Source organism: Sphaerotilus microaerophilus (assembly GCF_023734135.1).
Lineage (GTDB): Bacteria > Pseudomonadota > Gammaproteobacteria > Burkholderiales > Burkholderiaceae_C > Sphaerotilus > Sphaerotilus microaerophilus.
Genome location: NZ_AP025730.1, coordinates 1,427,242 through 1,454,145, shown reverse-complemented (window position 1 = coordinate 1,454,145; position 26,904 = coordinate 1,427,242). Strand labels below are relative to the sequence as shown.

23 protein-coding genes and 1 tRNA gene are annotated in these 26,904 nt (G+C 70.6%); 15 read left to right on the top strand and 9 right to left on the bottom strand.

Annotation, left to right across the window (positions count from 1 at the left end; genetic code table 11):
- Positions 1-27: 27 nt before the first annotated feature.
- Genes rnc through nagZ form a run of 6 tightly spaced genes read left to right on the top strand, consistent with a single transcriptional unit; the run spans position 28 to position 4,886 of the window.
- Positions 28-711 carry a ribonuclease III gene (gene rnc / locus NGK70_RS06430; RefSeq protein WP_251972443.1) on the top strand — a complete coding sequence of 228 codons (684 nt, stop codon included), beginning with the start codon at positions 28-30 and terminating at the stop codon, positions 709-711.
- Positions 708-1,736 carry a GTPase Era gene (gene era, locus NGK70_RS06425; protein ID WP_428985579.1) on the top strand — a complete coding sequence of 343 codons (1,029 nt, stop codon included), beginning with the start codon at positions 708-710 and terminating at the stop codon, positions 1,734-1,736. The genes rnc and era overlap by 4 nt, the downstream gene beginning before the upstream one ends.
- Positions 1,737-1,751: 15 nt before the next feature.
- Entirely contained in the window at positions 1,752-2,534 is a 783-nt protein-coding gene (gene recO, locus NGK70_RS06420) for a DNA repair protein RecO (protein ID WP_251972442.1), read from the top strand.
- A 7-nt stretch (positions 2,535-2,541) separates the two neighbouring features.
- Positions 2,542-3,336: a pyridoxine 5'-phosphate synthase gene (locus NGK70_RS06415; RefSeq protein WP_251972441.1), complete on the top strand. Its 795-nt coding sequence runs from the start codon at positions 2,542-2,544 to the stop codon at positions 3,334-3,336.
- Positions 3,333-3,746: a holo-ACP synthase gene (gene acpS, locus NGK70_RS06410; protein ID WP_251972440.1), complete on the top strand. Its 414-nt coding sequence runs from the start codon at positions 3,333-3,335 to the stop codon at positions 3,744-3,746. The genes NGK70_RS06415 and acpS overlap by 4 nt, the downstream gene beginning before the upstream one ends.
- 21 nt (positions 3,747-3,767) lie before the next feature.
- Positions 3,768-4,886 carry a beta-N-acetylhexosaminidase gene (gene nagZ, locus NGK70_RS06405; RefSeq protein ID WP_251972439.1) on the top strand — a complete coding sequence of 373 codons (1,119 nt, stop codon included), beginning with the start codon at positions 3,768-3,770 and terminating at the stop codon, positions 4,884-4,886.
- Between the two features lie 27 nt (positions 4,887-4,913).
- On the opposite strand, the gene NGK70_RS06400 is transcribed toward nagZ, so the two are convergent.
- The 3 genes from NGK70_RS06400 to NGK70_RS06390 form a co-directional block, all read right to left on the bottom strand.
- A complete protein-coding gene (locus tag NGK70_RS06400) occupies positions 4,914-7,520 on the bottom strand; it encodes a hypothetical protein (RefSeq protein WP_251972438.1) in 2,607 nt (868 codons plus the stop codon).
- Between the two features lie 57 nt (positions 7,521-7,577).
- A complete protein-coding gene (locus tag NGK70_RS06395) occupies positions 7,578-8,423 on the bottom strand; it encodes an OmpA family protein (RefSeq protein WP_251972437.1) in 846 nt (281 codons plus the stop codon).
- A gap of 307 nt (positions 8,424-8,730) precedes the next feature.
- Complete coding sequence (locus tag NGK70_RS06390; RefSeq protein WP_251972436.1) at positions 8,731-11,655, bottom strand: Rne/Rng family ribonuclease; 2,925 nt, start codon at positions 11,653-11,655, stop codon at positions 8,731-8,733.
- An 886-nt stretch (positions 11,656-12,541) separates the two neighbouring features.
- On the opposite strand from NGK70_RS06390, the gene NGK70_RS06385 reads away from it, so the two are divergent.
- The 4 genes from NGK70_RS06385 to NGK70_RS06370 all read left to right on the top strand — a co-directional run bounded on the left by NGK70_RS06385 (position 12,542) and on the right by NGK70_RS06370 (position 15,834).
- A complete protein-coding gene (locus NGK70_RS06385; RefSeq protein ID WP_251973699.1) occupies positions 12,542-13,594 on the top strand; it encodes an RluA family pseudouridine synthase in 1,053 nt (350 codons plus the stop codon).
- The gene (locus tag NGK70_RS06380; RefSeq protein WP_251972435.1) at positions 13,591-14,274 is read left to right on the top strand and encodes an HAD family hydrolase; all 684 of its coding nucleotides are present in this window, start codon (positions 13,591-13,593) and stop codon (positions 14,272-14,274) included. Before NGK70_RS06385 ends, NGK70_RS06380 begins: the two co-directional genes overlap by 4 nt.
- Before the next feature lie 7 nt (positions 14,275-14,281).
- Positions 14,282-14,680, top strand: a complete 399-nt coding sequence (locus tag NGK70_RS06375) for a Rieske (2Fe-2S) protein (protein ID WP_251972434.1) — start codon at positions 14,282-14,284, stop codon at positions 14,678-14,680.
- 71 nt (positions 14,681-14,751) lie between these two features.
- Positions 14,752-15,834, top strand: coding sequence for a S49 family peptidase (locus NGK70_RS06370; protein ID WP_251972433.1), 1,083 nt, complete (start codon positions 14,752-14,754; stop codon positions 15,832-15,834).
- A gap of 68 nt (positions 15,835-15,902) precedes the next feature.
- On the opposite strand, the gene NGK70_RS06365 is transcribed toward NGK70_RS06370, so the two are convergent.
- The gene (locus NGK70_RS06365; RefSeq protein WP_251972432.1) at positions 15,903-17,276 is read right to left on the bottom strand and encodes a TrpB-like pyridoxal phosphate-dependent enzyme; all 1,374 of its coding nucleotides are present in this window, start codon (positions 17,274-17,276) and stop codon (positions 15,903-15,905) included.
- A 242-nt stretch (positions 17,277-17,518) separates the two neighbouring features.
- Here NGK70_RS06365 and NGK70_RS06360 point away from each other — a divergent pair.
- The 3 genes from NGK70_RS06360 (at position 17,519) to miaB (ending at position 19,587) form a co-directional block, all read left to right on the top strand.
- Positions 17,519-17,595 (top strand) — tRNA-Met (locus NGK70_RS06360).
- Between the two features lie 79 nt (positions 17,596-17,674).
- Positions 17,675-18,088, top strand: coding sequence for a hypothetical protein (locus tag NGK70_RS06355; RefSeq protein WP_251972431.1), 414 nt, complete (start codon positions 17,675-17,677; stop codon positions 18,086-18,088).
- Positions 18,089-18,288: 200 nt separating this feature from the next.
- Positions 18,289-19,587, top strand: coding sequence for a tRNA (N6-isopentenyl adenosine(37)-C2)-methylthiotransferase MiaB (gene miaB / locus NGK70_RS06350; protein WP_251973698.1), 1,299 nt, complete (start codon positions 18,289-18,291; stop codon positions 19,585-19,587).
- 19 nt (positions 19,588-19,606) lie between these two features.
- Here miaB and NGK70_RS06345 read toward each other — a convergent pair whose 3' ends face one another.
- The gene (locus NGK70_RS06345; RefSeq protein WP_251972430.1) at positions 19,607-20,518 is read right to left on the bottom strand and encodes a hypothetical protein; all 912 of its coding nucleotides are present in this window, start codon (positions 20,516-20,518) and stop codon (positions 19,607-19,609) included.
- Between the two features lie 12 nt (positions 20,519-20,530).
- Positions 20,531-22,333 (bottom strand): hypothetical protein, encoded by a 1,803-nt coding sequence (locus NGK70_RS06340; RefSeq protein ID WP_251972429.1) that lies wholly within the window; start codon positions 22,331-22,333, stop codon positions 20,531-20,533.
- Positions 22,334-22,805: 472 nt separating this feature from the next.
- On the opposite strand from NGK70_RS06340, the gene NGK70_RS06335 reads away from it, so the two are divergent.
- Complete coding sequence (locus NGK70_RS06335) at positions 22,806-22,952, top strand: hypothetical protein (protein ID WP_251972428.1); 147 nt, start codon at positions 22,806-22,808, stop codon at positions 22,950-22,952.
- A gap of 78 nt (positions 22,953-23,030) precedes the next feature.
- On the opposite strand, the gene NGK70_RS06330 is transcribed toward NGK70_RS06335, so the two are convergent.
- On the bottom strand, positions 23,031-23,693 hold the full coding sequence (locus tag NGK70_RS06330; RefSeq protein ID WP_251972427.1) for a response regulator transcription factor: 663 nt from the start codon (positions 23,691-23,693) through the stop codon (positions 23,031-23,033).
- A 239-nt stretch (positions 23,694-23,932) separates the two neighbouring features.
- On the opposite strand from NGK70_RS06330, the gene NGK70_RS06325 reads away from it, so the two are divergent.
- Positions 23,933-24,892, top strand: coding sequence for an MBL fold metallo-hydrolase (locus NGK70_RS06325; RefSeq protein WP_251972426.1), 960 nt, complete (start codon positions 23,933-23,935; stop codon positions 24,890-24,892).
- Between the two features lie 165 nt (positions 24,893-25,057).
- Here the strand turns inward: NGK70_RS06325 and NGK70_RS06320 are convergent, their stop codons facing one another.
- Complete coding sequence (locus tag NGK70_RS06320; protein WP_251973697.1) at positions 25,058-26,371, bottom strand: IS1182 family transposase; 1,314 nt, start codon at positions 26,369-26,371, stop codon at positions 25,058-25,060.
- A gap of 204 nt (positions 26,372-26,575) precedes the next feature.
- Positions 26,576-26,860, bottom strand: coding sequence for a hypothetical protein (locus NGK70_RS06315; RefSeq protein ID WP_251972425.1), 285 nt, complete (start codon positions 26,858-26,860; stop codon positions 26,576-26,578).
- Positions 26,861-26,904: the final 44 nt, after the last annotated feature.

Below are 26,904 nucleotides of genomic sequence, written 5' to 3'. Positions count from 1 at the left end.
TCTTCAGCCCTGCCCCGGCCCGCCACCTTGAGTTCTCCCTTCGATGCCCTGCAGCAGCGCCTGGGTCACGTCTTCCGTGACAGGCGCCTGCTGGTGCGCGCCCTCACCCACCGCAGCCACGGTGCCGACCACAACGAGCGGCTGGAGTTCCTCGGCGACGCGGTGCTGAACCTCGCGGTCTCGGACCTGCTGTTCGACCAGTACGACAGCTCGCCCGAGGGCGACCTGACCCGCGTGCGCGCCCACCTGGTGCGCCAGGACATGCTGCACCGGCTTGCGCTGTCGCTGCAGCTGCCCGAGGTGCTGCGCCTGTCCGAAGGCGAGGCGCGTGGCGGCGGTGCCCAGCGCCCGTCGATCCTGGCCGACGCGATGGAGGGCATCATCGGCGCGGTCTACCGCGACGCCGGCTTCGACGCTGCCCAGGGGCTGGTGCGCCGCTTGTTCGAGCCGCTGGTGTCCGAGACCGCCACCCAGTCCTGGGCCAAGGACGCCAAGACCCAGCTGCAGGAATGGCTGCAGGCGCGCAAGCTGCCGGTCCCCGACTACCGCATCGAGACCACCCGCGGCCGCGCCCATGACCAGATCTTCGAGGTCGGCTGCAGCGTACCCGCCCTGGGCATTGAAGGCCGCGGCGAGGGGCGCTCGCGCCGCGCCGCCGAGCAGGAAGCCGCCCGAGAAGTCCTGACGCGCCTGAGCGCCCTCCCCGAATGAACGCCGACCCCCTGCCCGACCCCGCCGACGACGGCAACGCCTCCGACTCGGTTCCGGACGTCCCTGAGGTGCCCGATGCGTCGGACGACTCGGACACACCGCCTTCTGCCGGCATGACCATCCCCGGTGCCGACGGCCAGCGCTGCGGCCTGGTCGCGATCGTCGGGCGGCCCAACGTGGGCAAGTCCACGCTGCTGAACACGCTGATCGGCCAGAAGGTCAGCATCACCTCGCGCAAGGCGCAGACCACCCGGCACCGCATCACCGGCATCACCACCGAGGGCGACACGCAGTTCGTCTTCGTCGACACGCCCGGCTTCCAGACCCGCCACACGGTGCGCGGCACGGCGGCGCTGAACCGCAACCTCAACAAGACCGTGCAATCGGTGCTGGGCGATGTGGACGTGGTGCTCTTCCTCGTCGAGGCCGGGCGCTTCGGCTCGGACGACGAGCGGGTGCTGCGGCTGATTCCGCCGGGCAAGCCGGTCATCCTGGTGGCCAACAAGCTCGATCTGATCCACCGCCGCTCCGACCTGCTGCCCTGGCTGCAGCAGATGCAGGCGCGCCACCCCTTCACCGAGTTCGTGCCGCTGTCGGCCACGAAGAAGGACGACGCGAGCCGGCTGCTGACCATCATCCGCCCGCTGCTGCCCGAGCAGGGCTGGTACTACGACGAGGATGCGCTGACCGACCGCAGCGAGAAGTTCCTGGCCGCCGAGCTGATCCGCGAGAAGCTGTTCCGCCTCACCGGCGACGAGCTGCCCTACACCTCGACGGTGCAGATCGACCAGTACACCGAGGAAGGCAACCTGCGCCGCATCGCCGCGACCATCATCGTCGAGCGTGACGCCCACAAGGGCATGGTGATCGGCGAAGGCGGCGAGCGCCTCAAGCGCATCGGCAGCGAGGCCCGACAGGAGCTGGAACGGCTCAGCGAGGGCAAGGTCTTCCTGGAACTGTGGGTCAAGGTGCGCTCCGGCTGGGCCGACGACGAGCAGCGCCTGAAGAGCTACGGCTACGAGTAAGGCGCCCGGCTCGCCATGGCCACCCGCCGCGCCGCGCCACAGCCGCTGGCGGCCTATGTACTGCACCACCACGACTGGAGCGAATCCAGCCTGATCCTGGAGCTGTTCACGCGCGAGCAGGGCCGCGTCGCCGCGATCGCCAAGGGCGCCAAGCGGCCCTACTCGCAGCTGCGCGCAGTGCTGCTGCCCTTCCAGCGGATCATGGTCCTGCTGGGCAGCAAGCGTGAGGAACAGGGCACCGAGGTCTCCCTGCTGCGCAGCGCCGAGTGGGCCGGTGGCGGCCCGATGCTCGGCGGCGCCGCGCTGCTGGCGGGCTTCCACCTCAACGAGCTGCTGCTGCGCGGCTTGGCGCGCCACGACCCGCACCCGGCGCTGTTCGACGCCTACGCCGCCTCCCTGCCGGTGCTCGCCACCGGAGACGAGGCCGAGGTGGCCGCCGCGCTGCGCGCCTTCGAGCTCTGCCTGCTCAGCGAGACGGGCGTGCTGCCCGAGCTCTCGCGCATCACCGCCACCCAATCCACCGTGGCCGCCAGCGCGCGCCACCAGCTGGCGCCCGAGGTGGGCGTGTGCGCCCAGGCCGAAGGCCCCCCCGGCAGCATCAGCGGCATCACCGGCGCCACGCTGGTGGCACTGCAGGCGGCACTGTCGGCCGGCGACCTCGCGGGCCTGCGCCAGGCCTGCCTGGGCGCCCTGCCCGAACTGCGCAGCCAGCTGCGCCAGCTGCTTCACTATCATCTGGGCACCTCGACGCTGCGCACCCGCGCGCTGATGGTCGAGGTCCAGAAGCTCATCGATTGACCTGCGCATGAACCCCCTCGTCGCTCCCGAACCCGGCCACCACGGCGCCCACGGCGGCCGCACCGCCCTGTCGGTGAACCTCAACAAGGTCGCCCTGCTGCGCAACACCCGCCACCTCGGCATCCCGAGCGTCACCAAGGCCGCGCAGATCGTGCTGGAAGCCGGCGCGCAGGGCATCACGGTGCACCCGCGACCCGACGAGCGCCACATCCGCGCCCACGACGTGACCGACCTGGCCGAGCTGCTCAAGGCCTGGCCCGCGATCGAATACAACATCGAGGGCAACCCCTTCCATAACCTGATGGACGTGATCCGCCAGGTTCGCCCGCACCAGGCCACCTTCGTGCCCGACTCGGTGGGCCAGTTCACCTCCGACCACGGCTGGACCTTCCCGGACGATGCCGAGCGCCTGCGCCCGCTGATCGCCGAGTGCCAGGCCTTGGGCGTGCGCGTGAGCCTCTTCATGGACCCGATCCCCGAGATGATGCGCGCCGCCCGCGAGGTGGGCGCCGACCGCGTCGAGCTCTACACCGAGGCCTACGCCAGCGCCTGGGGCACGCCGCAGCAAGCCGAGGTGCTCACGCGCTATGTGCGCGCTGGCGAGGCCGCGCTGGCCGTGGGTCTGGAGCTCAATGCCGGCCACGACCTGAACCGCGACAACCTGAGCGACTTCCTGCGCGCCGTGCCCGGCGTGATGGAGGTGTCGATCGGCCATGCGCTGATCGCCGATGCGCTGGAACTCGGCTACACCGAGACCATCCGCGACTACCAGCGCTGCATCCAGCGCGCGTACGCGCCGTGATCTTCGGCGTCGGCACCGACATCTGCGACATCCGGCGCATCGCCGCCGCCCTCGCGCGCCACGGTGACCGATTTGCCGAGCGCGTGCTCGGCCCGGACGAGTTGCGCGTCTTCCACGCCCGGCGCGCCCGGGTGGACAAGCGCGGCGTCACCTACCTGGCGACGCGCTTCTCGGCCAAGGAGGCCTTCTCGAAGGCCATCGGCCTGGGCCTGCATGCGCCGATGCGCTGGCGCGACTGCGAGACCCTCAACCTGCCCAGCGGCCAGCCCACCCTGCGCCTGCACGGCGAGCTGGCGGCCTGGTTCGACGCCCGTCACCTGAGCGCCCACGTCAGCCTCACCGACGAGAGCGACTACGCCACCAGCTTCGTCGTCGTCGAGCGCCTGCCCGACGGACCCCCTACGGCCTGAACCGCCCCGCCCCGCCCCGCCATGCACGAACTCGCCCCCGTCGTCCTCGACATCGCCGGCCCCGAACTGAACGCCGATGACCGCCGCCGGCTGGAACACCCGCTCACCGGCGGGCTGATCCTCTTCGCGCGCCACTGGCGCGACCGCGCCCAGCTGACCGGGCTGATCGACGAGATCAAGGACATCCGCCCGGACGTGCTGGTCTGCGTCGACCACGAGGGCGGGCGGGTGCAGCGCTTTCGCAGCGACGGCTTCACCCACCTGCCAGCCATGCGTGCGCTGGGCGAGCGCTGGATGCGCGACGATGCCAAAGGTCACAAGGGCCGCCCCGGCAGCGGTGCCCTGGCCGCCTGCGAGATGGCCAGCGCCGCGGGCTACGTGCTGGCCGCCGAGCTGCGCGCCTGCGGCGTCGACCTGAGCTTCACCCCGGTGCTGGACCTGGACCATGGCCGCAGCGGCGTGATCGGCGACCGCGCCTTCCACCGCGACCCGCGCGTGGTGACGATGCTGGCGCGCAGCCTGATGCACGGCCTGCTGCAGGCGGGCATGGCCAACTGCGGCAAGCACTTCCCCGGCCACGGCTGGGCGGAAGCCGACAGCCACGTCGCCGTGCCGCGTGACGAGCGCAGCCTCAGCGCCATCCTGGCCGACGATGCGCTGCCCTACGGCGCCCTCGGCACGGTGCTCGGCGCGGTGATGCCGGCCCACGTGATCTACCCGAAGGTGGATCGCCGCCCGGCCGGCTTCTCCGAGCGCTGGCTGCAGGAGGTGCTGCGCGGCCGGCTCGGCTTCCAGGGAGCGGTGTTCAGCGACGACCTGAGCATGGAGGCCGCCCGGCGCGTGCCGGGGGTGAAGGGAGCGAACGGTGCCGCGACGCTGAGCTACACCGACGCCGCGCTGCTGGCGCTGCAGGCCGGCTGCGACCTCGTGCTGCTGTGCAACCAGTCGCTCGATGGCGGCAGCGCGGTGGACGAGCTGCTCGACGGCCTGGCCGACGCCCAGGCCCGCGGCGACTGGTCGCCCAACCCGGACAGCGAGGCGCGCCGCCTGGACCTGCTGCCTCGCACCCCGCCGCTGCCCTGGGACGAGCTGATGCACCAGCCGGCCTACCAGCGCGCGCTGGAATTGCTGGCCGGCTGAACGCGGGCCCGCCCGGGCAGAGTGCCGTCAGGCCGTTGCGGCGTTGGTGGCCGCGTCGCCCTGCGCGGCCAGTTTCGCGGCCTGGGCCACCCAGTTCTCCCGGTAGACCCGGGAGCCAAAGTTGGGCAGGTGGTGCGCCACCCAGGCCACCTCCGGCGCCAGCCAGGCGGCGATCTGCCAGAAGTACCACACACCCTGCTGGTGCAGCCAGCGCTCGTTGACAGGCCCGATGCCGTCGATGATCTTCAGATCGTCGGGCTCGCCCCGGTCGGCCGCGACACCCTGCGGCGGCTGCCCCGCCCCGGCGGCCAGCACCAGCCCTGCCATCTCCTCCTTGGACAGCAGCGCCAGCGCAGACACCGGCGCCCGCGCAGCAACGGTCTCGACTTCGGCAGCGACCGCGACCGATGCCAGGTCGGTCAGGGCCCGCAGGCGTTCGACCTCGGCGGTGAGCTCGCCGATGCGCTGCTGCGATTCGCCGTCCTGATGGGCGAACGAATCCCGCGCGCTGGCCAGGATCGACTCCAGGGCCTCTTTGCGCTCACGCTCGGCCCGGGCACGCGCGGCCAGCACCGCCAGCTGCTCATCGTTCGCGGCCAGGGTCGTGTGCAGCACGTCCAGCTCGCCAGCCTGCTTCTGCAGGCTCACCTGCGCGGCCTCCAGCTGCGCCTGCAAGGTCTGCTGCTGCTGCGCCAGTTCGGCCGTGCGGGCCTCGCTCTGCGCCCAGGCACTCGCGTGGGCCTCGCGCTGTTCGGTCAGCGCCAGGCCGTGGGCGCGCCGGGCGGCATCGGCCTCGTCGCGCATGCGCAGCGAGGCGGCCTGCAGCTGGTCACGCAGCTCATCGCGTTCCCGGGCCAGGGCCGCAGCGGCACGCGAGCCGGCTTCCTGCGCGGCCTCCAGCTCCGTCTGCAGTGCCTCCAGCGCCGCCGATCGCGCAGCCAGCTCCTGCCGGCTGCCCGCCAGGTCGGCCTCGATGGCCGCCCGTTGCGACAGGGCCTCATTCGCCTTGGCGTCCGAATGGGCCACCTGCGATTCCAGTGCGCTGACGGCCCGCCGGTGGGCCAGCGCCGCAGCACCCGCCGCCGCCATGGCAGAAGCGGCCGCAGCGACAGCCCCTTCACGCTCGCGGGCCGAGACCGCCTGGGCCTCTGCCAGCTCACTGCGCCACTGGGCCTGCTCCTGCTCCTGCCGCTGGGCTGCTGCAGCCGCTTCGCGCCGGGCCTCTTCACGCTCGCGCCGTGCCTCGTCACGCTCGCCCAGATGCAGGGCCAGCGCCGCCTCCAGCGCCTGCCTGGATTCACGCACTTCACTCAAATCGGCCTGCAGCGCATCGAGCTTCGCGTGATGTGCCTGGGCGGCCAGGCCCGCAGCGGCCGCCGCTGCCGCTGCGGCAGTGAGGGCGGCCTCCCGCTCGCCGTCCAATGCAAGGCTCAGGCGGCTCACCTCGGCCTGGAGGGCTTGCGCTTCAGCCTGGTGGTTCTGCGCGGCCGCTTGGTGCATTTGCACCGCGGCCTGAGCAGCCTCAAACGCCCCGCGCAACACGGCCTGCGCGGCTTCAAGCCCCTGCCTGGCCTGTTGCGATTCGCTCAACTCGGCCTGCAGCGCACCCGCCTGCGCCTGGATGCGGGCCAGGGCCGCCGAGAGCTCATCGCGCTCCGCCAGGGTAGCGGCCTCGCTCTGGCGGCTGCGCTCCAGGTCGGCCGCGACGGCGGCCCTCTCTTCGTCGACACGCGCCAGGTCCGCCTCGGCAAGGCCCGCGCGCTCGGTGGCTGCCGCCACGCGCTGGCCCTGCTCGGCCAGGCGCGCATGCAACTCGTCGAGCTTTGACTGCTGTGTCTGGGCAGCCAGACCGGCCGCGGCAGCCGCTGCCGCTGCGGCAGCCAGGGCGGCCCTGCGCTCACCGTCGAGGGCATCGCTCAGCCGGCCGGCCTCGGCCTGGACCGCCTCCAGTTGCCCGCTCAGATCGGCTTGGCGCTGCTGCGCCTGCTGCTGCTCGGCGTCGAGCTGCGCGCGCGTGGCATCCCACTGCGCCTGCCGAGCCTCTGCCTGGGCCTGCTGGTCGACCAACCGCTGCCGGGCGGCATCCAGCTCGCCGGCGGTCGCGGATTGCAACTCGGCCAGCGCCTCCTTCTCGCCCTGGGCGGCGTCCAGCCGGGCCTGCAGTGCGCTGAGCTGCGCGACGCTGGCGTCCTTGAACTCGGAGTGCTCCGCCCGCAGGCCCTCAAACGCCTGCCCGACCTTGCCGGCCTGCGCCTGGGTTTCGGCGAGCGTCTCAGCCAGGCGTTGGCTGCTGCTGCGGTGGCTCTCCACCTCCTGGCCCAGCAAGCCGATGCGCTCCATCGCCTCACGCTGGTCCTGCGCCAGCCGGTCGCTGCGCTCCTGCAGGTCTGCGGCCCGGGCCTGGCTGGCGTCGAGGTCGGCCTGGCCCGCGGCCAGCGCCTGCGCATGGCTGTCGCGCAGGGCCGCCATCTCGCCCACGTGGGCGCGCCGGGCCTGTTCGGCTTCGTCACGCTGGGCCTGCCTCTGGGCGTCCTGCGCTCGTCGCGAACACAGGAGGCGGAGCGCAAACCCGAATGCCGCGCCAGCCAGGCAGGCAAGCACGAGATGGAGCCACAACTGGCTGAGCAGGTACATGGTGATCTCCGCGCGATGGCGTCGAAGGGGGGTGGGAGCGTGGATCCGCCGCGCGCCTCAGCGCGTCGACGGTGCCAGATGGAACTCGATGCGGCGATTGCGTTCGTGGGCGGCCGGCGTGTCAGTGGCATCGAGCAGGCGGCTCTCGCCCAGGCCCTCGGCCTTCAATCGCGCAGCAGGCACACCGTCCTTGACCAGCGCCGCCACCACCGCATCGGCACGCCGGCGCGACAGGGCGAGGTTGGCGCCGGCATCGCCCTGGGCGTCGGTATGCCCTTGCACCACGATGCCTGCCTGCGGGCAGCGCAGGGCCTGTTCGCTCAGGCGTTTGAGCAGCGGGGCGCTGCCCGGCGCCAACTCGGCCGAGGCGAGCTTGAATCGCATCTGCTGGGCCTGCAGCAGCCGCGCCATCGCCCGCTGGCAGTCCGCCGCGGCAGCAGTGGCAGCGGAAGCAGCAGTGACAGCGGACGCAGCAGACGCTGCGTTGCCGGCCTTGGTGGCCTCGGCCCCAGCCTCCCCGGGCCGCGAGGGTACAGGGGGCGCGTCGCCCGCTGCGGGCAGCTCCGGCAGCCCGGGCAGGCTGGACGTCTGCCGATCCTCCAGCCGGGCAAAGACACCGGGCGAACCCATCATCGGCATCAGCAAGGTCCCGGCTGCCGTGAAGGCCGCGGCGCGCTGCGCCAGCGAGGGGGCATCGCCCACGATGCGCCCCACCTCGTCGTCGATCTCCAGGCGCGCCCAGGGGAAGCCTGCTGCCTGCAGGATCTGCCCGGCATCGGCCTGTGCATGCTTGCGCACGGTCTGCGCCGCCGCATCACCCCGCCCGAGTGCCGACCAGGCCAAGGCTGCCAGCGCCAGCGCGCCCAGAGCAGCCCACAGTGCACAAGGCACACGACGCCACATGACACATCTCCTCGCATGTGCTCGGCCCCAGGGTCGGATGCCGCGGGATCCACTGATCAGCACAGAGTTACCGTTTGTAATATAGGAGTTGAAGAGAAATAGTTCACGCATTCAGGGGCTTGACAAGCCCATTGACCGGCGGATTCGACAATCAAGCAACACGATCCGCGCGCAGAAACACCGAGCTCCCCCCGCTGAACGCTTGAGCGCATGGACGCAAAAAAGCCGCCGGACAGCAGCCGGGCGGCTTGGGGGCCCTGGAACAACCAGGGCCCGGGTTCAATGGCGAGGGCCTCTCGCCGGTCGATCAGCCCCGCTCGAACGGGAGGGTGAGGCCGGCCAGATCGCGGCGCGTCTCGACCAGCACCAGCGGGCCTTCGTCGATCAGCACCACCGGCTTGATCACCCGCGGCACGCGCACGGGCGCTGGCTCGGAGGCAATTGCCTCCTGCACCGCACGGACCTTGTCGGCATCGCTGTTGACCCATTCCAGGCCGGCGCCGCGCGCCAGTTCGGCCAGGGCATCCAGCGGCAGCACGTAGGGCTGCGCCACGGCGAGCGGCGCGGCCACCGGCGCAACCTCGACCACGATGGGCTCGACCGGAGCGGCGATGGCCTCGGGTTGGGCAGCCACCGCGGCAGGCGCAGCGCCTTCCATGGCCGGCTCGGCCTGTGCCTGTGCGGCAGCGGACTCGCCACCCTCGACGCCCTCGCCCTCCTCACGGCCGCGACCGCGGCCACGGCGGCGGCGGCGGCCGTCGCGCTGTGCATCAGCGCCCTCGGCAGCCGCCTCGTCCACCGCCGTCACCGGTACGGCCCCGGCCTCGCCAGCGGTGCCTTCGACCTGCGTCAGCGGCACGGCGGCCTCGGCGCCCAGTTCGGCGTTCAGCTCCTGGCTCTCGACGCGGCCCTGGCCTTCCTCGCGCTCGCGGCGCGAGCGGCCACCGCGGCGGCGGCGGCGGCCGTCCCGGTCTGCATCGCTCTCGGCGCCCTGCGGCTGGGTGTCCTCGAAGGCCGGTGCAGACACGTCTGCTGCTGCCCCCTCGGCGACGGTGGCCAGCGCACGCCGGTCGGTGCGCGGACCGCGGCCGGCCTCGTCGCCTACCTGGCGCTCGCGGCGCGGCTCGTTGCCGTTGCGGCCCTCAGCGCGTTCGGGACGCTCACCACGTTCAGCCCGGTCGGGGCGTTCACCACGATTCGGGCGCTCTCCTTGGCGTTCTCCTTGGCGCTCACCCTGACGCTCGGCGCGGGCCTCGCCCTTGGCGCCTTCGCCGTTGCGGCGGCGCTCGCCTCGGTCACCCCGGCCCTCGCCGCGGCCGTCCCTGCGTTCACCGCGGCCTTCGCGGCCACCGCGCTCGCCACGGCCTTCACGGCCCTCGCGTTCGGCCGGTTTCGCCGCAGCCGGGGCCTGTACCGCCGGCACCGCTTCGGCCGGAGCCACCTCGGGCGCCACCGTCGGCGCCATGCCGAAGAGCTTGCGCACCCAGCCAAAGAAGCCGTTGCCAGCCGCAGCCGCCGGCGCGGCGGTGGCAACCGGTGCCGACGCGGGAGCCGCAGCTGAATGGGCCACCGGCTGGGCCGGCGCAGCGACCGGCTCGGGCTTGGGCTTGGGCGCCGCAACGGGCGCCGGCTGGTCGGGCAGCACGCCCTTGATGACCGGCTCCTGCCGGGGCTTGGCGTTCTTCTCGCGCCGGGTGATACCAACTTCCTCGTCCGGCTCCTCGATCATCGTGTAGCTGGCGCTGAGGTTCTCCAGACGCGGGTCGTCGTGGCGCAGGCGCTCCAGCTTGTAGTTCGGCGTCTCCAGGTGCTTGTTGGGCACCAGCAGCACCGTGCAGCGCTGCTTGAGCTCGATCTTGGTGATCTCGGTGCGCTTCTCGTTGAGCAGGAAGCTGGTCACCTCCACCGGCACCTGCACGTGCACGGCGGCGGTGTTCTCCTTCAGCGTCTCCTCCTGGATGATGCGCAGGATCTGCAGCGCCGACGACTCGGTGTCGCGGATGTGGCCGGTGCCGTTGCAGCGCGGGCAGGTGATGTGCGAGCCCTCGCTCAGCGCCGGGCGCAGGCGCTGGCGGCTGAGTTCGAGCAGGCCGAACTTGGAAATCGAGCTGAACTGCACGCGGGCACGGTCGAAGCGCAGCGCGTCGCGCAGGCGCTGTTCGACCTCGCGGCGGTTCTTGCTCTCTTCCATGTCGATGAAGTCGACCACGATCAGGCCGCCCAGGTCGCGCAGGCGGCACTGGCGGGCGATCTCGTCGGCGGCTTCGAGGTTGGTGCGGGTGGCGGTTTCCTCGATGTCGCCGCCACGGGTGGCGCGCGCCGAGTTGACGTCCACCGCGACCAGCGCCTCGGTGTGGTCGATCACGATGGCGCCGCCCGAGGGCAGGTTCACCGTGCGGCTGAAGGCCGTCTCGATCTGGTGCTCGATCTGGAAGCGACTGAACAGCGCCGCGTCATCGCGGTAGCGCTTCACGCGATTGGCCGTCTCCGGCATCACGTGGTTCATGAACTGCTTGGCCTGCTCGTAGATGTCGTCCGTGTCGATCAGGATCTCGCCGATGTCGGCGGTGAAGTAGTCCCGGATCGCTCGGATGACCAGCGACGATTCCTGGTAGATCAGGAAGGCACCCCGGCCGGCCCTGGACGCCTCGTCGATGGCGGTCCACAGCTTGAGCATGTAGTTGAGGTCCCACTGCAGCTCGGGCGCCGTGCGGCCGATGCCGGCGGTGCGGGCGATCAGGCTCATGCCCTTGGGGTATTCGAGCTGGTCGAGGTTCTCCTTGAGCTCCTCGCGCTGCTCACCCTCGATGCGCCGGCTCACGCCGCCGCCGCGCGGGTTGTTGGGCATGAGCACCAGGTAGCGCCCGGCCAGACTGACGAAGGTGGTCAGCGCCGCGCCCTTGTTGCCACGCTCTTCCTTCTCGACCTGGACCAGCAGCTCCTGGCCGTTGGAGATGACGTCGGAGATCTTGGCGTCGCGGACGCTGACGCCTTCCTTGAAATACTGGCGCGAGATTTCCTTGAACGGCAGGAAGCCGTGGCGGTCCTCGCCGTAGTCGACGAAACACGCTTCCAGGGAGGGCTCGACGCGCGTGACGACGGCCTTGTAGATATTGCCCTTGCGTTGTTCGCGGCCCTCGATCTCGGTTTCGAAATCGAGCAGTTTCTGGCCGTCGACGATCGCCAGGCGCCTTTCCTCGGGCTGCGTGGCGTTGATGAGCATGCGCTTCATGCGGTCTCCTGTTGCACCGTGGCAGCCTGTGGCCGCACACGACGCTCATGCAAAACGTCACCACCGGGTCAAAACCCGGCGGCAACCTGACGTCGATGCACGAACTCAGCGCAACAGCACCGTGAAGGAATCGCCCTGGACTGCGGTCGGTGCAGGCGTGGCGGCTCGATGCCGCCCACCCTCAGACCGGCAGCGTTGGCGCGTGCGCCGGCTTGCGAGGCGCCGCTGCCGGCCCCAAGGCCATCCCGTGATGCCGGCCGACCGACCGGCAGGGCACTGTGCCGCGCATCCGGCGCGACAGTGGCGCGCGGTGGGCAGCCCGAGGCGCCAGCGGCTCGACACGCCCGCCGGCTCCGCCGGGCTTCACCCGGGGGAGGAGGCAGGCGAGCGCGGGGGCACTCGTGGGGAGGATGGACATGGGCATGCAACGACGCGTCCCTTGCCGGACGCAGGCCACAGCCTCGGCGCCGCCGCCGCCACCCGACCCCCTTGGATCGGCAGCAGCGATGGGCCCCGGCTGCAGCCGGAAACCTTGTGATGAAGTCCTGTCAGCGTGAATTCTTGCGCCTGGCTCACCCATCCGCCGGCTCACCTTGGGAGGCGGCACCATGGGCAGCACCCGACGCTGCATCACCGATGGAATCGCCCTGCGCACCTCAGGCGCGGCCGGCCGACTCCCCACTTCCCGCTGCGGTGCCCGGTAAACTCTGACAAATCAAACACTTACAGCGTGAACGTGGTGCGAAAGATTATAGGGGTATCGGCAGGCAGGACACCGGGCAGAAAAGCCGGTGATTCCCCCGCCCCGCGCAAGCCCCGCCCGGGGGGGAATCCCCGATCCACGGCGCCGATCATCACCCCAGGCCGGCCGGCAGCGCCCACGCCCCTGCGCGTCAAGCCGGCCACGGCGCCCGCTGCATCGCCGGTCGGCGCTGGCGCCGCCGCGGTGCGGCACCTGGTCGTCGACGAGGGCAGCGCCGGGCAGCGGCTGGACAACTTCCTGCTGCGCGAACTGAAGGGCGCGCCCAAGACGCTCGTCTACCGCATCATCCGCAGCGGCGAGGTGCGGGTGAACAAGGGCCGTGCTGGCGCCGACACCCGCGTGGAGGCCGGTGACGAGGTGCGCGTGCCGCCGCTGCGCCTGGCCGAGCGCGACCCCGCCGAGGGCGCTGCGGTGCCGGCGCGCGAGTTCCCGCTGCTCTTCGAGGACGAGCACCTTCTGGCCATCGACAAGCCCGCCGGCGTGGCGGTGCACGGCGGCTCGGGGGTCAGCTTTGGCGTCATCGAGCAGCTGCGCCGGGCCCGGCCCGAGGCGCGCTTCCTGGAACTGGTGCACCGGCTGGACCGCGAGACCTCCGGCATCCTGCTGATTGCCAAGAAGCGCAGCGCACTGACTGCGCTGCAGGACCAGTTCCGCCAGCGCGAGACGGGCAAGACCTATGCGGCGCTGGTGATTGGCGCCTGGCCGGCCGCGCTCAAGGTGATCGACGTGGCGCTGCACAAGTACCTCGACGCCGCGGGCGAGCGCCGCGTGAAGGCGGTCCCGGCCGACCACCCCGACGGCCGGCGTTCGATCAGCCTGGTGCGGGTGGTGCAGGCCCTGCCGGGCCACACCCTGCTGGACGTGACCATCAAGACCGGCCGCACCCACCAGATCCGCGTGCACCTGCAGCAGGCCGGCCACCCCATCGTCGGCGACGACAAGTACGGCGACTTCGCCGTCAACAAGGCACTCGCGCGCGGCACGGCGGTGCCGGGCTGCCGCTTCGAGCACATGTTCCTGCACGCACGCCGGCTGGCCTTCGACCATCCGGCCAGTGGGGAACGCATCGAGCTGGAAGCGCCGCTGCCACCGGAGTGCGCGACACTCCTGTCCCGCCTGTCCTCAGCCCCCCTCCTGCCGACCACCGCCCCGGCGGCAGCGGCCAGCACCCCATGAGTTCCGCCCCGTTCACCCCCCGGCAGCACCGCCGCTTCGACCTGATCGTCTTCGACTGGGACGGCACGCTGTTCGACTCCACCGCGCTGATCGTGCGCTGCATCCAGGCCGCCTGCCGCGACCTGGGCGTGCAGGTGCCGAGCAACGAGGCCGCCGCCTACGTGATCGGCCTGGGCCTGCATGACGCGCTGCAGCACGCCGTGCCCGGCCTCTCGCCCCAGCGCTACCCTGAACTGGGGCGGCGCTACCGCCACCACTACTTCCGCGAACAGCACGAGCTGACGCTGTTTGAAGGCATCCCGGCGCTGCTGCAGGTGCTGCGCGAGCGCCAGCACCTGCTGGCGGTGGCCACCGGCAAGAGCCGCCAGGGCCTGAACGAGGCGCTGCAGCACGCCGCCCTGCATGGCCTGTTCGACGCCACCCGCACCGCCGACGAGACGCTTTCCAAGCCGCACCCGCAGATGCTGATGGAGCTGATGGCCGAGCTGGGCGTGGACGCCGAACGCACGCTGATGATCGGCGACACCACCCACGACCTGCAGCTGGCCGCCAACGCCGGGACCGCCAGCGTCGCCGTCGCCTACGGAGCCCACGAGCCGGCCCGGTTGACCGGCCACGAGCCGTTGCACGTGGCCCACAGCGTCGGCGAGCTGCGCCAGTGGCTGCTGAACCACGCTTGAACCCCCGATGAGCGACTCCTCTGCCCTCGACGCAAACGCCCCCGCGGTGCCGCTGTGCGCCTCGGCCGACTTGGGTGAGGCCGGCGATGCCCACGTCTTCGACCTGACCGAGTACGGCCAGCCCGTGCGCGGCTTCGTGCTGCGCTACGAGGGCCGGGTGGTGGGCTACCTGAACCGCTGCGCCCACGTCCCCGCCGAGATGGACTGGCAGCCCGGCAAGTTCCTGGACGACAGCGGCCGCTGGATCCTGTGTTCGATCCACGGTGCTGCCTACGACCCGGCCAGTGGCCATTGCGTGGCGGGACCCTGCGCCGGGCGCTCGCTCAAACCGCTGCGGGTCGGCGAGCGCGACGGCCAGGTTCACTGGTACCCTGACAAGCACCTGCAGCCAGCCGCCGCCGACTGACTGAGCCCCCTCGCGTACGAACCCCACGGCTGCAACACCTGCTCTGTGCAGCCACCGCATGCCGATGCACCATGCAAGCTGACGACCCGACCCCCTCCGACCTCCCGCCGACCGGACCGGCCTCCACGCCGGGCGCCGCAGTGCCCGTTGCCCCCGCTGCACCTGACGCGCCGGCCCCCGCGACAGCGGCAGCAGCGCCAACCGCCCCGGCGACGGCCCCCAGCGGGCGGAGCGCAGTCGACGGCCTGCTGGAGCAGTTCGCCCGCGAGTACCTGCGTGACCGCCGCAACGACCGGCGCTGGAAGCGCTTCTTCCGCCTGGGATGGTTCCTGCTGGTGCTGGTGGTGGCCTGGGCCCTGCTGAACCAGAACCAGCACAGCAGCGCCCCCAGCGGACCCCACACCGCCCTGGTGGAGCTGCGTGGCGAGATTGCCGCGGACACCGAGGCCAGCGCCGAGTTCCTGCTCTCGGGCATCAAGGGCGCCTTCGAGGACCAGGGCGCCCTGGCCGTGGTGATCCGCATCAACTCGCCTGGTGGCAGCCCGGTGCAGGCCGGCATCCTCAACGACGAGATCCGCCGCCTGAAGGTCAAGCACGGCAAGAAGGTCTACGCGGTGGTCGAGGAGACCTGCGCCTCGGGCGCCTACTACGTGGCCGCCGCCGCCGATGCCATCTACGTCGACAAGGCCTCGATCGTCGGTTCGATCGGCGTGCTGATGGACAACTTCGGCTTCACAGGCGCGATGGAGAAGTTCGGCGTCGAGCGGCGCCTCATCACCGCCGGCGACAACAAGGGCATGCTCGACCCCTTCTCGCCGTTGAGCGACAAGCACCGCGCCCTGACCCAGGCGATGATCGACCAGATCCACCGCCAGTTCATCGAGGTGGTCCGGCAGGGCCGCGGCAAGCGCCTGAAGGAGACGCCCGAGACCTTCTCCGGCCTGTTCTGGAACGGCGAGGAAGCCATCAAGCTCGGCCTGGCCGACGGCCTGGGCAATCTGGACCACGTGGCCCGCGAGATCATCAAGGCCGAAGAGGTGATCGACTACACGCCCAAGGAGAACGTGGCCGAGCGCCTGGCCAAGCGCTTCGGCGCCTCAGTGGGCATGGGCGCCGCCCGCGTGCTGCGCGACAGCCTGCCGACGCTGCGCTGATCCACCCCGCCCAAAACGAAAAGCCCGCCAATCGGCGGGCTTCGTTCATGCCGGAGCTGCGGAAGGCCTCAGGCGGGAACGGCGGGCAGCCCCGACAGAGCCTGCGCCAGCTCGCCCTCGTCGTAGGTCAGGTCCTGCAGCTTGCCGGCAAAGTAGTCGGTGTAGGCCATCATGTCGAAGTGGCCGTGGCCGCTGAGGTTGAAGAGGATGGTCTCGGCCTTCCCTTCGCGCTTGCAGCGCAGCGCCTCCTCGATCGCGCCCTTGACGGCGTGGTTCGACTCCGGCGCCGGCACGATGCCCTCGGCACGGGCGAAGGTCACCCCGGCCTCGAAGCAGCCGATCTGGTGGTAGGCCACCGCCTCGATCAGCCCCAGCTCCTTGACGTGCGACACCATCGGCGCCATGCCGTGGTAGCGCAGGCCGCCGGCATGGAAGCCCGGCGGCGTGAAAGTGCTGCCCAGCGTGTGCATCTTGGTCAGCGGCGTCAGGTGCGCGGTGTCGCCGAAGTCGTAGGCGTACTGGCCGCGCGTCAGGCTCGGGCAGGCCGCCGGCTCCACCGCCACGATGCGGCGCTTCTTGGCGTTCGGGCCGCCGCGCAGCTGCATGCCGATGAAGGGGAAGGCGATGCCGGCGAAGTTGCTGCCCCCGCCGGTGCAGCCGATCACCACGTCCGGATCGTCGCCGGCCATCGCCATCTGCAGGATCGCCTCCTCGCCGATGATGGTCTGGTGCAGCAGCACGTGATTGAGCACCGAGCCCAGCGCGTACTTGGTGTCGTCGCGCTGCGCGGCCAGTTCGACCGCCTCGGAGATCGCGATGCCCAGGCTCCCCGGGTGGTCCGGCCGCTGGGCCAGGATGGCGCGGCCGGCCTGCGTCAGCGGCGAGGGCGAGGGCACGCAGGTGGCGCCGTAGGTCTCCATCAGGGCACGGCGATAGGGCTTCTGGTCGTAGGACACCCGCACCTGGAAGACCTGCACCTCGATGCCGAAGAGCGAGCCCGCGAAGGCCAGCGACGAGCCCCACTGGCCGGCGCCGGTCTCGGTGGTCAGCTTGCGGATGCCCGCCTCGACGTTGTAGAAGGCCTGCGGGATCGCGGTGTTGGGCTTGTGCGAACCGGCCGGGCTGACGCCCTCGTACTTGTAGTAGATCTTGGCGGGCGTACCGAGCGCCTTCTCCAGCGCGCGGGCGCGGAACAGCGGCGACGGGCGCCACTGACGGAACACCTGGCGCACCGGCTCGGGGATCTCGATGCGCCGCTCGGTGGAGACCTCCTGCATGATCAGCGACATCGGGAACAGCGGCGACAGATCATCCGGCCCCACCGGCTGCATCGTGCCGGGGTGCAGCACCGCCGGCGCGGGCACCGGCAGGTCGGCCGCCAGGTTGTACCAGTCCTTGGGCATCTGATCCTCGGACAGCAGGTACTTGATCGTGTCGCTCATGAAGTCTCCAGCAGGGGTGGTTTGAGTTCGACCGCGGAAGGTCTCAGGCAGTGTAGGTCGGCCACGCCGGCCATTCGACCGGCGAAACCCGGGAGGCCGCGTTCCCCTGACCGCGGTCAACCCACCGGCAGCACGGCACCTGGCTGCAGCCGACACACGGGCCCACCCACCCGTTGGGAAGAAGCAACATACAAGCCGAACCCTCGACAAATGCGCTTTCCACGCTATACTTCTGGGCTCTTGGCGCTTTAGCTCAGTCGGTTAGAGCGATGGAATCATAATCCACAGGTCCGCGGTTCGAGTCCGTGAAGCGCCACCAGATATCGCAGACGGCCTGAGGTTCACCCTCAGGCCGTTTTGCTTGGTCCTCCTTGAAACGCAGCCCCTGGATCCACACCATGCCCCGCTGTGTCTTGACCCCCCCCCGCCGGCGACAGTTCGTCGGCCTGCTGCTGGTTGGACTGTGCAGTGTCGGCACCCTGTGCCCGGCACAGGAGCAGGTGCAGCGCAGCTTCCCGGCCCAGGCCCTGCGCGGCACGCTGAAGGTGGTGGACGCGCCCGACGTGCTGCTCAACGGCAGCGCCGCCCGGCTGGCTCCGGGCGCACGCATCCGCGACAAGAACAACCTGCTGGTCATGAGCGCAGCCATCGCCGGCCAGGCGCTGGGGGTGCACTACACGCACGACTTCGACGGCCTGATCAAGGACGTCTGGATCATCCGGTCCGACGAAGCCGCGCGCTTCTGGCCGCGCAGCGCCGCCGAAGCCGCGACCTACACCTTCGATCCGGCCGGGCAGACCTGGACGCGCTGAGCGCGCCCACGCGAGCCCCGCCCCCCTCTTCTTCCCTTCTTGTTCTGGCCGACGCCTCAGGCCGGCCTTCCGCGCCCGCGCAGGATCTCCCCATGAGCACGCCCACTTCGCCCACCGACACCGCCAACCCCGTCATCGACACCAGCGGCGAGGCCGCGGCCACCGGCAAGAAGGTCTACATCCGCACCTTCGGCTGCCAGATGAACGAGTACGACTCGGGCAAGATGTCCGACGTCATGGCGGCTACGCGCGGCTACACCCCCACCGACAACCCCGAAGAGGCCGACCTGATCCTCTTCAACACCTGCTCGGTGCGCGAGAAGGCCCAGGAGAAGGTCTTCTCCGACCTCGGCCGCGTCAAGCACCTGAAGAAGAAGGGCGTGCTGATCGGCGTGGGCGGCTGCGTGGCCAGCCAGGAGGGCGCGGCGATCGTCGAACGCGCGCCCTACGTCGATGTGGTGTTCGGCCCGCAGACGCTGCACCGCCTGCCGCAGCTGCTCGAGCGCCGCCAGACGCTGGGCCGCCCGCAGGTGGACATCAGCTTCCCGGAGATCGAGAAGTTCGACCACCTGCCGCCGGCCCGCGTCGAAGGCGCCTCGGCCTTCGTCTCGGTGATGGAAGGCTGCAGCAAGTACTGTTCCTACTGCGTCGTGCCCTACACCCGCGGCGACGAGTTCAGCCGCCCCTTCGAGGAGGTGCTGACCGAGGTGGCCGGGCTGGCCGACCAGGGCGTCAAGGAGATCACGCTGCTGGGGCAGAACGTCAATGCCTACCGCGGCGCGATGGGCAACACGAGCGAGATCGCCGACTTCGCCACACTGATCGAGTACGTCGCCGAGATTCCCGGCGTCGAGCGCATCCGCTACACCACCAGCCACCCGAACGAATTCACCCAGCGGCTGATCGACGTCTACGCCAAGCTGCCGCAGCTGGTCAGCCACCTGCACCTGCCCGTGCAGCACGGCAGCGACCGCATCCTGATGGCGATGAAGCGCGGCTACACCGCCCTGGAATACAAGAGCACGATCCGCAAGCTGCGCGCGGTGCGCCCCGGCATCAGCCTGTCGAGCGACTTCATCGTCGGTTTCCCGGGCGAGACCCAGGCCGACTTCGACAAGATGATGAAGCTGATCGAGGACGTGGGCTTCGACGCCAGCTTCAGCTTCGTCTTCAGCCCACGCCCCGGCACGCCCGCCGCGGCGCTGCACGACGACACGCCACAGGAGCTCAAGCTCAAGCGCCTGCAGCAGCTGCAGGCGCTGCTCGAAGAAAACGTGCGCCGCATCAGCGCCTCACGCGTCGGCACGGTGCAGCGCATCCTGGTGGAGGGTCCCAGCCGCAAGGACCCGAACGAGCTGATGGGCCGCACCGAGTGCAACCGCATCGTCAACTTCGCCGCCGGGCCGAACCCGGCACGGCTGGTGGGGCAGATGATCGACGTGACGATCACCAGCACCCTGCCCCATTCGCTGCGCGGCGAGCTGGTGCTGCGCGGCTGAGCTCCCCCGTCGCGTCGGTTCAGAGCTTCCAGAGCAGCTCGATGCCGTAGCCGAGTGCCGACTGCTCGTGCCGCGGCAGCTCCAGCGTGGTGGTCCCGGAGGTCTGGGACTGTGCGCTTCGGCGCACCTCGCTCCAGCGCCCCCACAGGCCGACGTGCATGCCAGGATGCACCGCCAGGCTGTAGCGCCCCTCCAGCGACAGGTCGTAGCCACGGGTGCCGTCGAAGGTCACCCCCGGATGATTGGTGTTCTCCACCTTGCGGATCATCGGCACGCTGACCAACGCGCGCGCGCTGTAGTGGCTCGAACGGCCCTTCACCCCGCCCGACTCCACCCCCAGCCCGAGGCTGAACATCACCTCCGTGGAGGTTTCCTCCACGGTCGTGGACCGGGGCAGCGACACCGCGTTGTCCGCACCGACCTCGAACGAGTGCCGGCGGAACGACTGCGTGCGCACCGACGGCCCGCCAACCACGAACCCTTGGTCGTTGACCCGGTACAGCCCGTGCAGGCGGGTATCGGAATGGCTGAAGCTGGCCTGGTTGGTCTGCAGCACCCGGTCGGTGAGGGTGAGGCCATTGAAGGAGGCCCCGGTGGCTGTCCAGGTTTCCCGGGCGGTGTCCGGGAAATAGGTCACCTCGCTGCTGAGCGAAAACAGCAGGCCGGGATGAACCGCGTAAAGCGCCCCGGTCGCCAGCATCGGACTCGACGTGCGCACCTTGCTCTGCACCGGCAGCGAACGCGGGAACTCCCGGTAGGTGTGGTCCATGCGGGCCAGGCCGATCAGGTAGGAATAGCCGGGGTCGGCGGCCTCAGCGGCGGCGGATGGAGTCTGGGCCAGGGCCCGCGCCGGCACGCCGGCCACGCTACAGACCGCCAAAGCGGCCGCGAACGTCTGGCGCCGCATACGGGAAGGAGAAAGAAGCTGCATGGCGGTCTTTCGTCACTGCGGCCGTTGCACTGACAACAGGAACAACTGGTTGACGGAGGTGGTGGTGCTGGTGCTGGTGTTGGGCAGGTACACCGGGCTGATGCCCATGCCGCGCATCGTCAGGCTGTAGAACTCACGCACATTCCTGGTGCTGCCATCGGACTGGGTGACGCCAGTGGCCGCCAACCGGTGGGCATAGCCATTGCGGGCCTTGTTGATCTCCAGCGTCTGCGGGTAGGTCACCGCGGGGGCGACATTCCAGGCCGTGCGGGTCCAGCGGCCGGTGCCGATGTCCGTGCTGAGCACGGTGTTGCCCGTCAGATAGGCCGGCGTGACCGACTGATTCGCGGTGGTCAGCTCGTAGTTCCAGTGGCTCGTCACCGCACCCACCGTCGGCAGCGTGAGCGTGCGCATCCTGGTGGCCAGCATGAACTCGCCGCTGGCGTTCAGCGAGACCATCATCAGGTCGCCATTGCCCGCCCGGTAGAAGAAGCCGCGGTCACGCCAGGGATCGGTGGCGTCCAAGCCGATCAGGTCGAACCCGCCCGCGCTGTTGGCGCTGACGTTCGGCAGCCCCGTCGTCTGGCCGGTACAGGACCCATCGGCGGTGTCGATCGCCTGGTCGAAGCAGCGTGCACTGGTGATGGCACCGGCACTGGTCATCACGAAGGTCCCGGCCGTTGCGTCAAGCGCGGTGCCGGTGCTGACGGTCTCCCAGCCGATGGTGTTCCAGGTGCCGGCCAGGTCCTCCAACGCATGGATCTGCTCGGGGAAGGCCAGCGCCAGTCGGTACACGGTCGTGCCCGTGCCGGTGTCCGGCGTGCGGGCCACGGCAACGCCCGCCGGGGAAATGGCGATGTCCACGCCATCCGGGTTGGTGAAGCGGCAGGTGTCGCCAGCGACCGGTGTCCAGACCTCGGTGCTGCCGTCGTCGTTCCAAGTGGCGGTGAGCGTGGCCGCGTCGAAGGTCATCGTGTTGGTGGCAGTGACCGGATCGGTCGCCCCTGTGGTGACCGACGGCTTGAACTGCACGACCCGGTAGGTGGTGCTGCGCAGTGCGGCGCAGGTGGCTGCCTTCGGCTTGAGCAGCAGGTCAGCCGGCAGCGAGGGGGTGGCACTCGATGCGGTGGCGGTGCTGCTGCCCGCCGCGCTGGTGGACGCCGCGGTGGCTGCCACCGTATCGGTCAACCCCGTCAGGGTGGTGCCGGTGCTGGTCAGCGTGCTGCTCAGGTTGCCGAGCGCCACGGCATAGTGGTTGCCGGAGCCGCTGAAGCTTAGCGCGCCGGAGATGAGGTCGGACACCCCGCCCGTGGCGACGCCGGCGGTGAGCAGCGTCTCCAGCACGGACGTCTCGGCCGCCTGCACCTTGCTGGTGGTCACCAGGCCGGTGAGCTGGGCGGTGGTGACGGTCTCCATGAAGCTGGCCGGATCTGCGCCGGTCAGCTGCGCCACCAGCAGCTCGGTCAACGGCGAGATGTTCACCGTCACCGTCTTGTCGGTCCCAGAGCCAGGCGCCACAGAGTGCATCACCAGCGAGCTGCCATTGGCCTTGAGCACGCAGGGCAGCGCTGCATCCCGCAGCGCCACGGTGTAGGCCCCGGTGGTGGCATCGGTGGTGGCCGTGCCCGAACCGGCCGCGCACTTGATGGCCACGCTCGTCGACGGCATGACGGCGCCGTAGGAGGCCACGACCCCCGTCAGCGTGACGGTTCCCGTGGTGATGCTGCCATTGTCGGAGGACGTGGAACCGCCTCCGCCACAGGCAACCAGCAGCCCGGCACTGGCAAGCGACAGGGTCAAGAGACGCATCTTCATGGGTGTTTGCTCCGTGGAACGATCCGATGCCGAGCACGGCTGCCGGTACTGCCTGCAGCCCGCCGGGCGCACGGGACGTAGCGTCGCGCATCGAGCCGGCCTGGCGCTTCGGCCAAACGGATGAACCTGCCGCGTTCAGGCGTGCATGCATCACGCTGGCGTCCTGCGCGGCGGCCAATGCGGCCAATGCGGCCAATGCGGCCAAGACTCGCTTTCTCGCGGCGGCCAGCCATGACCTGCGCCAGCCGATGACCACCACCGGGTGGCTCACGGGCCTGCTGCTCGAGCAACCCCTGGCAGGTGCTGGGCAACCTGGTAGGCAACGCGGTGCGCTGCGCCACGCACGGCGGCGTGCTGGTCGGCGTGTGCCTCGGCCTGTCCATCGTGAAGCGCCGCCTGGCGCTGCTCGAAGCCGCGCAGCAACTGCGCTCCGAGCCCGGTCGTGGCACCTGCTTCAGCATCGCCCTGCCACTTGCCAAGCCCATGCCTGCCCGCCCTGATCCTGACCGGTGGCACCGCGCCGACCGACTTCCAGGCGCTCGCCCACAGCGGCATCCCGGGCCTGCACAAGCCCTTCAGCGCCAAAGAGCTGCACGACGCCCTGGCCCGCGTGTGCTGAGCCGGCACGCCACGGCGCCTGCTTGAGCGTCATCGCCCGTGCGGTGGCGCCACGCGGCGCGGTGCTCCCTCGCCGGGTTCAGCCCGCCCGCCACCCCAGTCGGGCGGCCGCCACCACCGCCTGGGTCCGCGAGTTCACGTCCAGCTTGCGGAAGATCGCCTGCAGGTGCGTCTTGACCGTCGACTCGGACAGCGCCAGCTCGCGGCAGATCAGCTTGTTGGACTTGCCATCGAGCAGCAGGCGGATCACATCGGCCTGGCGCCCCGAGAAGCCACCGGGCACCGGCTCGCTGCCGGACAGGTCCACATCCTCGGGCTCGTCCGCCGACGCGGCCGGCCCGCCAGGGAAACTCGGCACGCCGCGCAGGGCGCACTCCACCGCGAACTGGAGGGCCTGCACATCCTCGGTCTTGAAGACGTAGCCGGCCGCGCCCCGGTCGCGGGCCGCGGCCACCTGCTCGGCGCTCTCGTCACCGGACAGCACCAGCATCGGCACACCCGGGTGGGCCGCGCGCAAGCGCTCCAGCGTGATCTGGCCCCGGCTGTCCTTGAGCGTGAGGTCGAGCAGCAGCAGGTCGATGCGGGTACCGTTGGCCAGGATCTTCAGCGCGTTGTGCAGCGAGCCGGCTTCCAGGAAGGACCAGTGCGCATGGCGCTGGCGCAGCAACAGCGCCAGACTCTGGCGGAACACGACATGGTCATCGACCAGGAGGACGGTCCGGGCAGGAAGGGAGGCGGTCATATAGTCACGGCTTATCGGACACACCGATATCATTGATTCGCGCTGCTGTCCGGTACCACTCCGTCTGCACTGAGGCGGGAATCGTCCACGCAAGCGCACACCGCCTGCGGTGCCTGTCGACAGGTGACAACACTCCACCGGGATACGTCTTGAGACGGCCGCCGGGATCACCCCGCTCATGCACCGATCAAGGCCCTGCAACGGCGTTGTCGCACCCCCATTGGGTAGAGTCGCGCGCCATGTCTGCCCCCTTTGCGCCCCCCGGCCTGACCCTCCTCGAACGCGGCTGGCTGTCCTCCAACAACATCCTCCTGCACGACCCTGCCGACCCGGCTGCGCCGGCCGTGCTGGTCGACAGCGGCCACTGCACGCACGCAGCGCAGACCGTGGCGCTGGTCCACCATGCGCTGGCCGGCCGGCCGCTGGGGCGCATCCTCAACACGCACCTGCACTCGGATCACTGCGGCGGCAATGCCGCCTTGCAGCGGGCCCATCGGGCACCGGGTTCGCGCGGGCCGGTGCCCATCTCGGTGCCACCCGGCCAGGCCGATGCCGTGCGGCGCTGGGACGAGCAGGTACTGAGCTACGCCCCCACCGGCCAGCGTTGCGAGCGCTACGAGCTCGACGGGGTGCTGCCGCCGGGCGTGGAGCTGGAGGTGACCGGGCAGCGCTGGGACGTGCTGGCCGCACCCGGCCATGACCCCGACGCGGTGATGCTGTTCCGCTCCGCCGACGGGGTGCTGATCGCCGGTGACGCGCTGTGGGAAAACGGCTTCGGCGTGGTCTTCCCCGAGCTGGATGGCATCGACGCCTTCGACGAGGTGGCCCAGACGCTGGCGCTGATCGAGCGCCTGCCGGTGCGCTGGGTGATCCCGGGGCACGGCGCGCCCTTTGGCGACATCCCCGCGGCGCTGGCCCGCGCCCGCACGCGGTTGGCCGGCCACCAGGCCGACCCGCGCAAGCACGCCCGCCACGCCGCCAAGGTGCTGCTGAAGTACCACCTGATGGAAGAACGCGAGCAGCCCTGGGACGAAGTGCTGGCCTGGGCTGCATCGACCCCGCTGCTGGCGAGCTGCCAGGCCCGCGCCGGCGTGGCCGGCCCGCTGCTGGATTTCGCCACGCAGCTGCTGGAGGACCTGGTGGCCGCGGGTGCACTGGGCCGGAACGGCGCGGAGAACGCGATCCTGCGCGACGCCTGAGAAGCCGTGAACGAACCACGGAGAGGCAAGCCCGACGCAGGCAAGACGTGGCCGTCGTGAGATGGGCGGTGCGGCGCGGACGGCGGTGGGCAGCGCGCGCTGGGCGTGTGGGTGCGCGCGGCAGCCAGGGCTGGCGCGCCGCGCAGGCGCTGCTGGGCGGCCAGATCAGGCCATGAAGGCGAAATTCAGGCTTCGCATGCGCATCAGGTTGTGCGCCAGGGCGTGCCAGAGCAGCACCGCACGCGCCTTGACCAGGCCGCACACGTTCAGGCGCGTGAAGCCGCGCCGTCGCAGCTGCGCGTTGGCGCACTCCACGCTGGCACCGCGCCAGACGTACAGGTCCTTGCCCCAGTGGCTGGCCATGAGGCTGCGCCACTGGGCTTGCGCCGGGGAATCCGAGGGCTTGGGCGCCAGTGCATTGATATCGGGATTGCGGCTGCGCGCAGCGGGCAGCACGGGCTGCGTGCCGCGCTCGGTGAGCGCATCAATGGCGGCCAGCTTGGTGTAGCCGCCATCGGCCAGCCAATGGTCGGGCGTGAGGCCGTAGCGCTGCTGCACGGCCTGATGCAGGGGGTCCATCTGCCCCATGTCCGAGCCGCTGTTGACCAAGTCCACGGCGGCAATGAGCTGCGTTGCCGCATCGACAGCCAGTTGGGCGTTGAAGGCCGGGCGGAAGCCCCCGTCGGCCATCTTCATGACGCGCGCATCGGCGTCGGTGCTGCTCACGCGCGGCTCGGGCGGCACCTTGGGTTCGGGGGCGGGCGGCGCGGGAGGATCGCCGTCGTGGTCGCGCCCGCGTCGTTTGGAGGGCTTGGCCTTCTTGGGCTCGGCCGCCGGCTTGATCCGCTCCATCGTCGCCAGCGCGGCAGCCAGGCGCTGCTCGCGCTCACGTGCCGCGCGTTCCTGGGCGGCCTGCTTGCGCCGCGAACTGGCCCCGGCGTCCTCGGCCAGTTCGCGCTTGAGGGCCTGGACCTGCGCCTGGGCCTGGGCATGCAGTTGCGCGAGCTTGTCGCGCCGACGAAAGCTCGACGCCTTGGCCGAGGCACGCACGCGCAGTCCGTCCTGCGCCACCACGTTGAGCGTGACCAGCCGGCGATCGAGCAGTGCGGCAATCGAGCGCGTGAGCTGCGCATCCAGCCACGCCTCGTGCTGGGTCCGAAAGTCCGCCAGCGAGTGGTAGTTCACCCCCACGCCGCCGCAGATCCAGCGGTAGGCATCGTCGCGCTCGCACAGCCGGTCGACTTCGCGCGCCGAGCCCACCCCGTCGATGGTGGCCCATAGCCACAGTGCCACCAGGATCGCCGGATCGATGGCCGGCGCGCCCCCGCGCCCGTCCACCGACTTGATGCGCGCATACAGCGGCGCCAGGTCCAGCGACTGCACGAAGGCCCACACGGTGCGCGCCACATGGTCATCTGCCAGTACCGAATCCAGATCGTACGCTCGCAATTCGACCTGATCGCGCTGTGCCGACATCACCCGCGCGGCGCGCGGTGCCTCTTGCCTGGGCTGCTGCGCAGCCACCTCGAGCAGCTCCCCTTCGCCGAACAGCCCCGTTTGGGCCTGTTGTTCTTCTTCCGGTCTTGTCGTCGCTGCGCTCATGCCCCGCTTAACGATTCAGCCCCAACGTTCGTTCACACCTTCTGAGCCCTGCCGCTGCGCCGCGGCCAGCCGTTCACACGGTCAGCCACGCCGCCCGGGCCCGAAGCCGCGCCACCACAGCCCCGCGGTGCAGGCCAGCAGCATCAGCCCGTAGGTGGCCATGCGGCCGTCGCGCCCCTGGATCAGCAGGCCGAGCACGAGGGCGACCAGGTTCATCACCGCCGCGGCCTGGAACAGCGCCAGCCAGCGCACCCCCGCCAGCTCCCGCCGCCACAGCCCCTTGCTCAGCGCAGCGGCGATCGCGGCCAGCCCCAGGGCCGGCAGCAGGAAATTGAACAGGTGATTGAGTGCGTCGAAAAATCCCATGTGCCCCGCCAGGTGTTGTTGCGATCCGCCCGCGAATCGCCGCC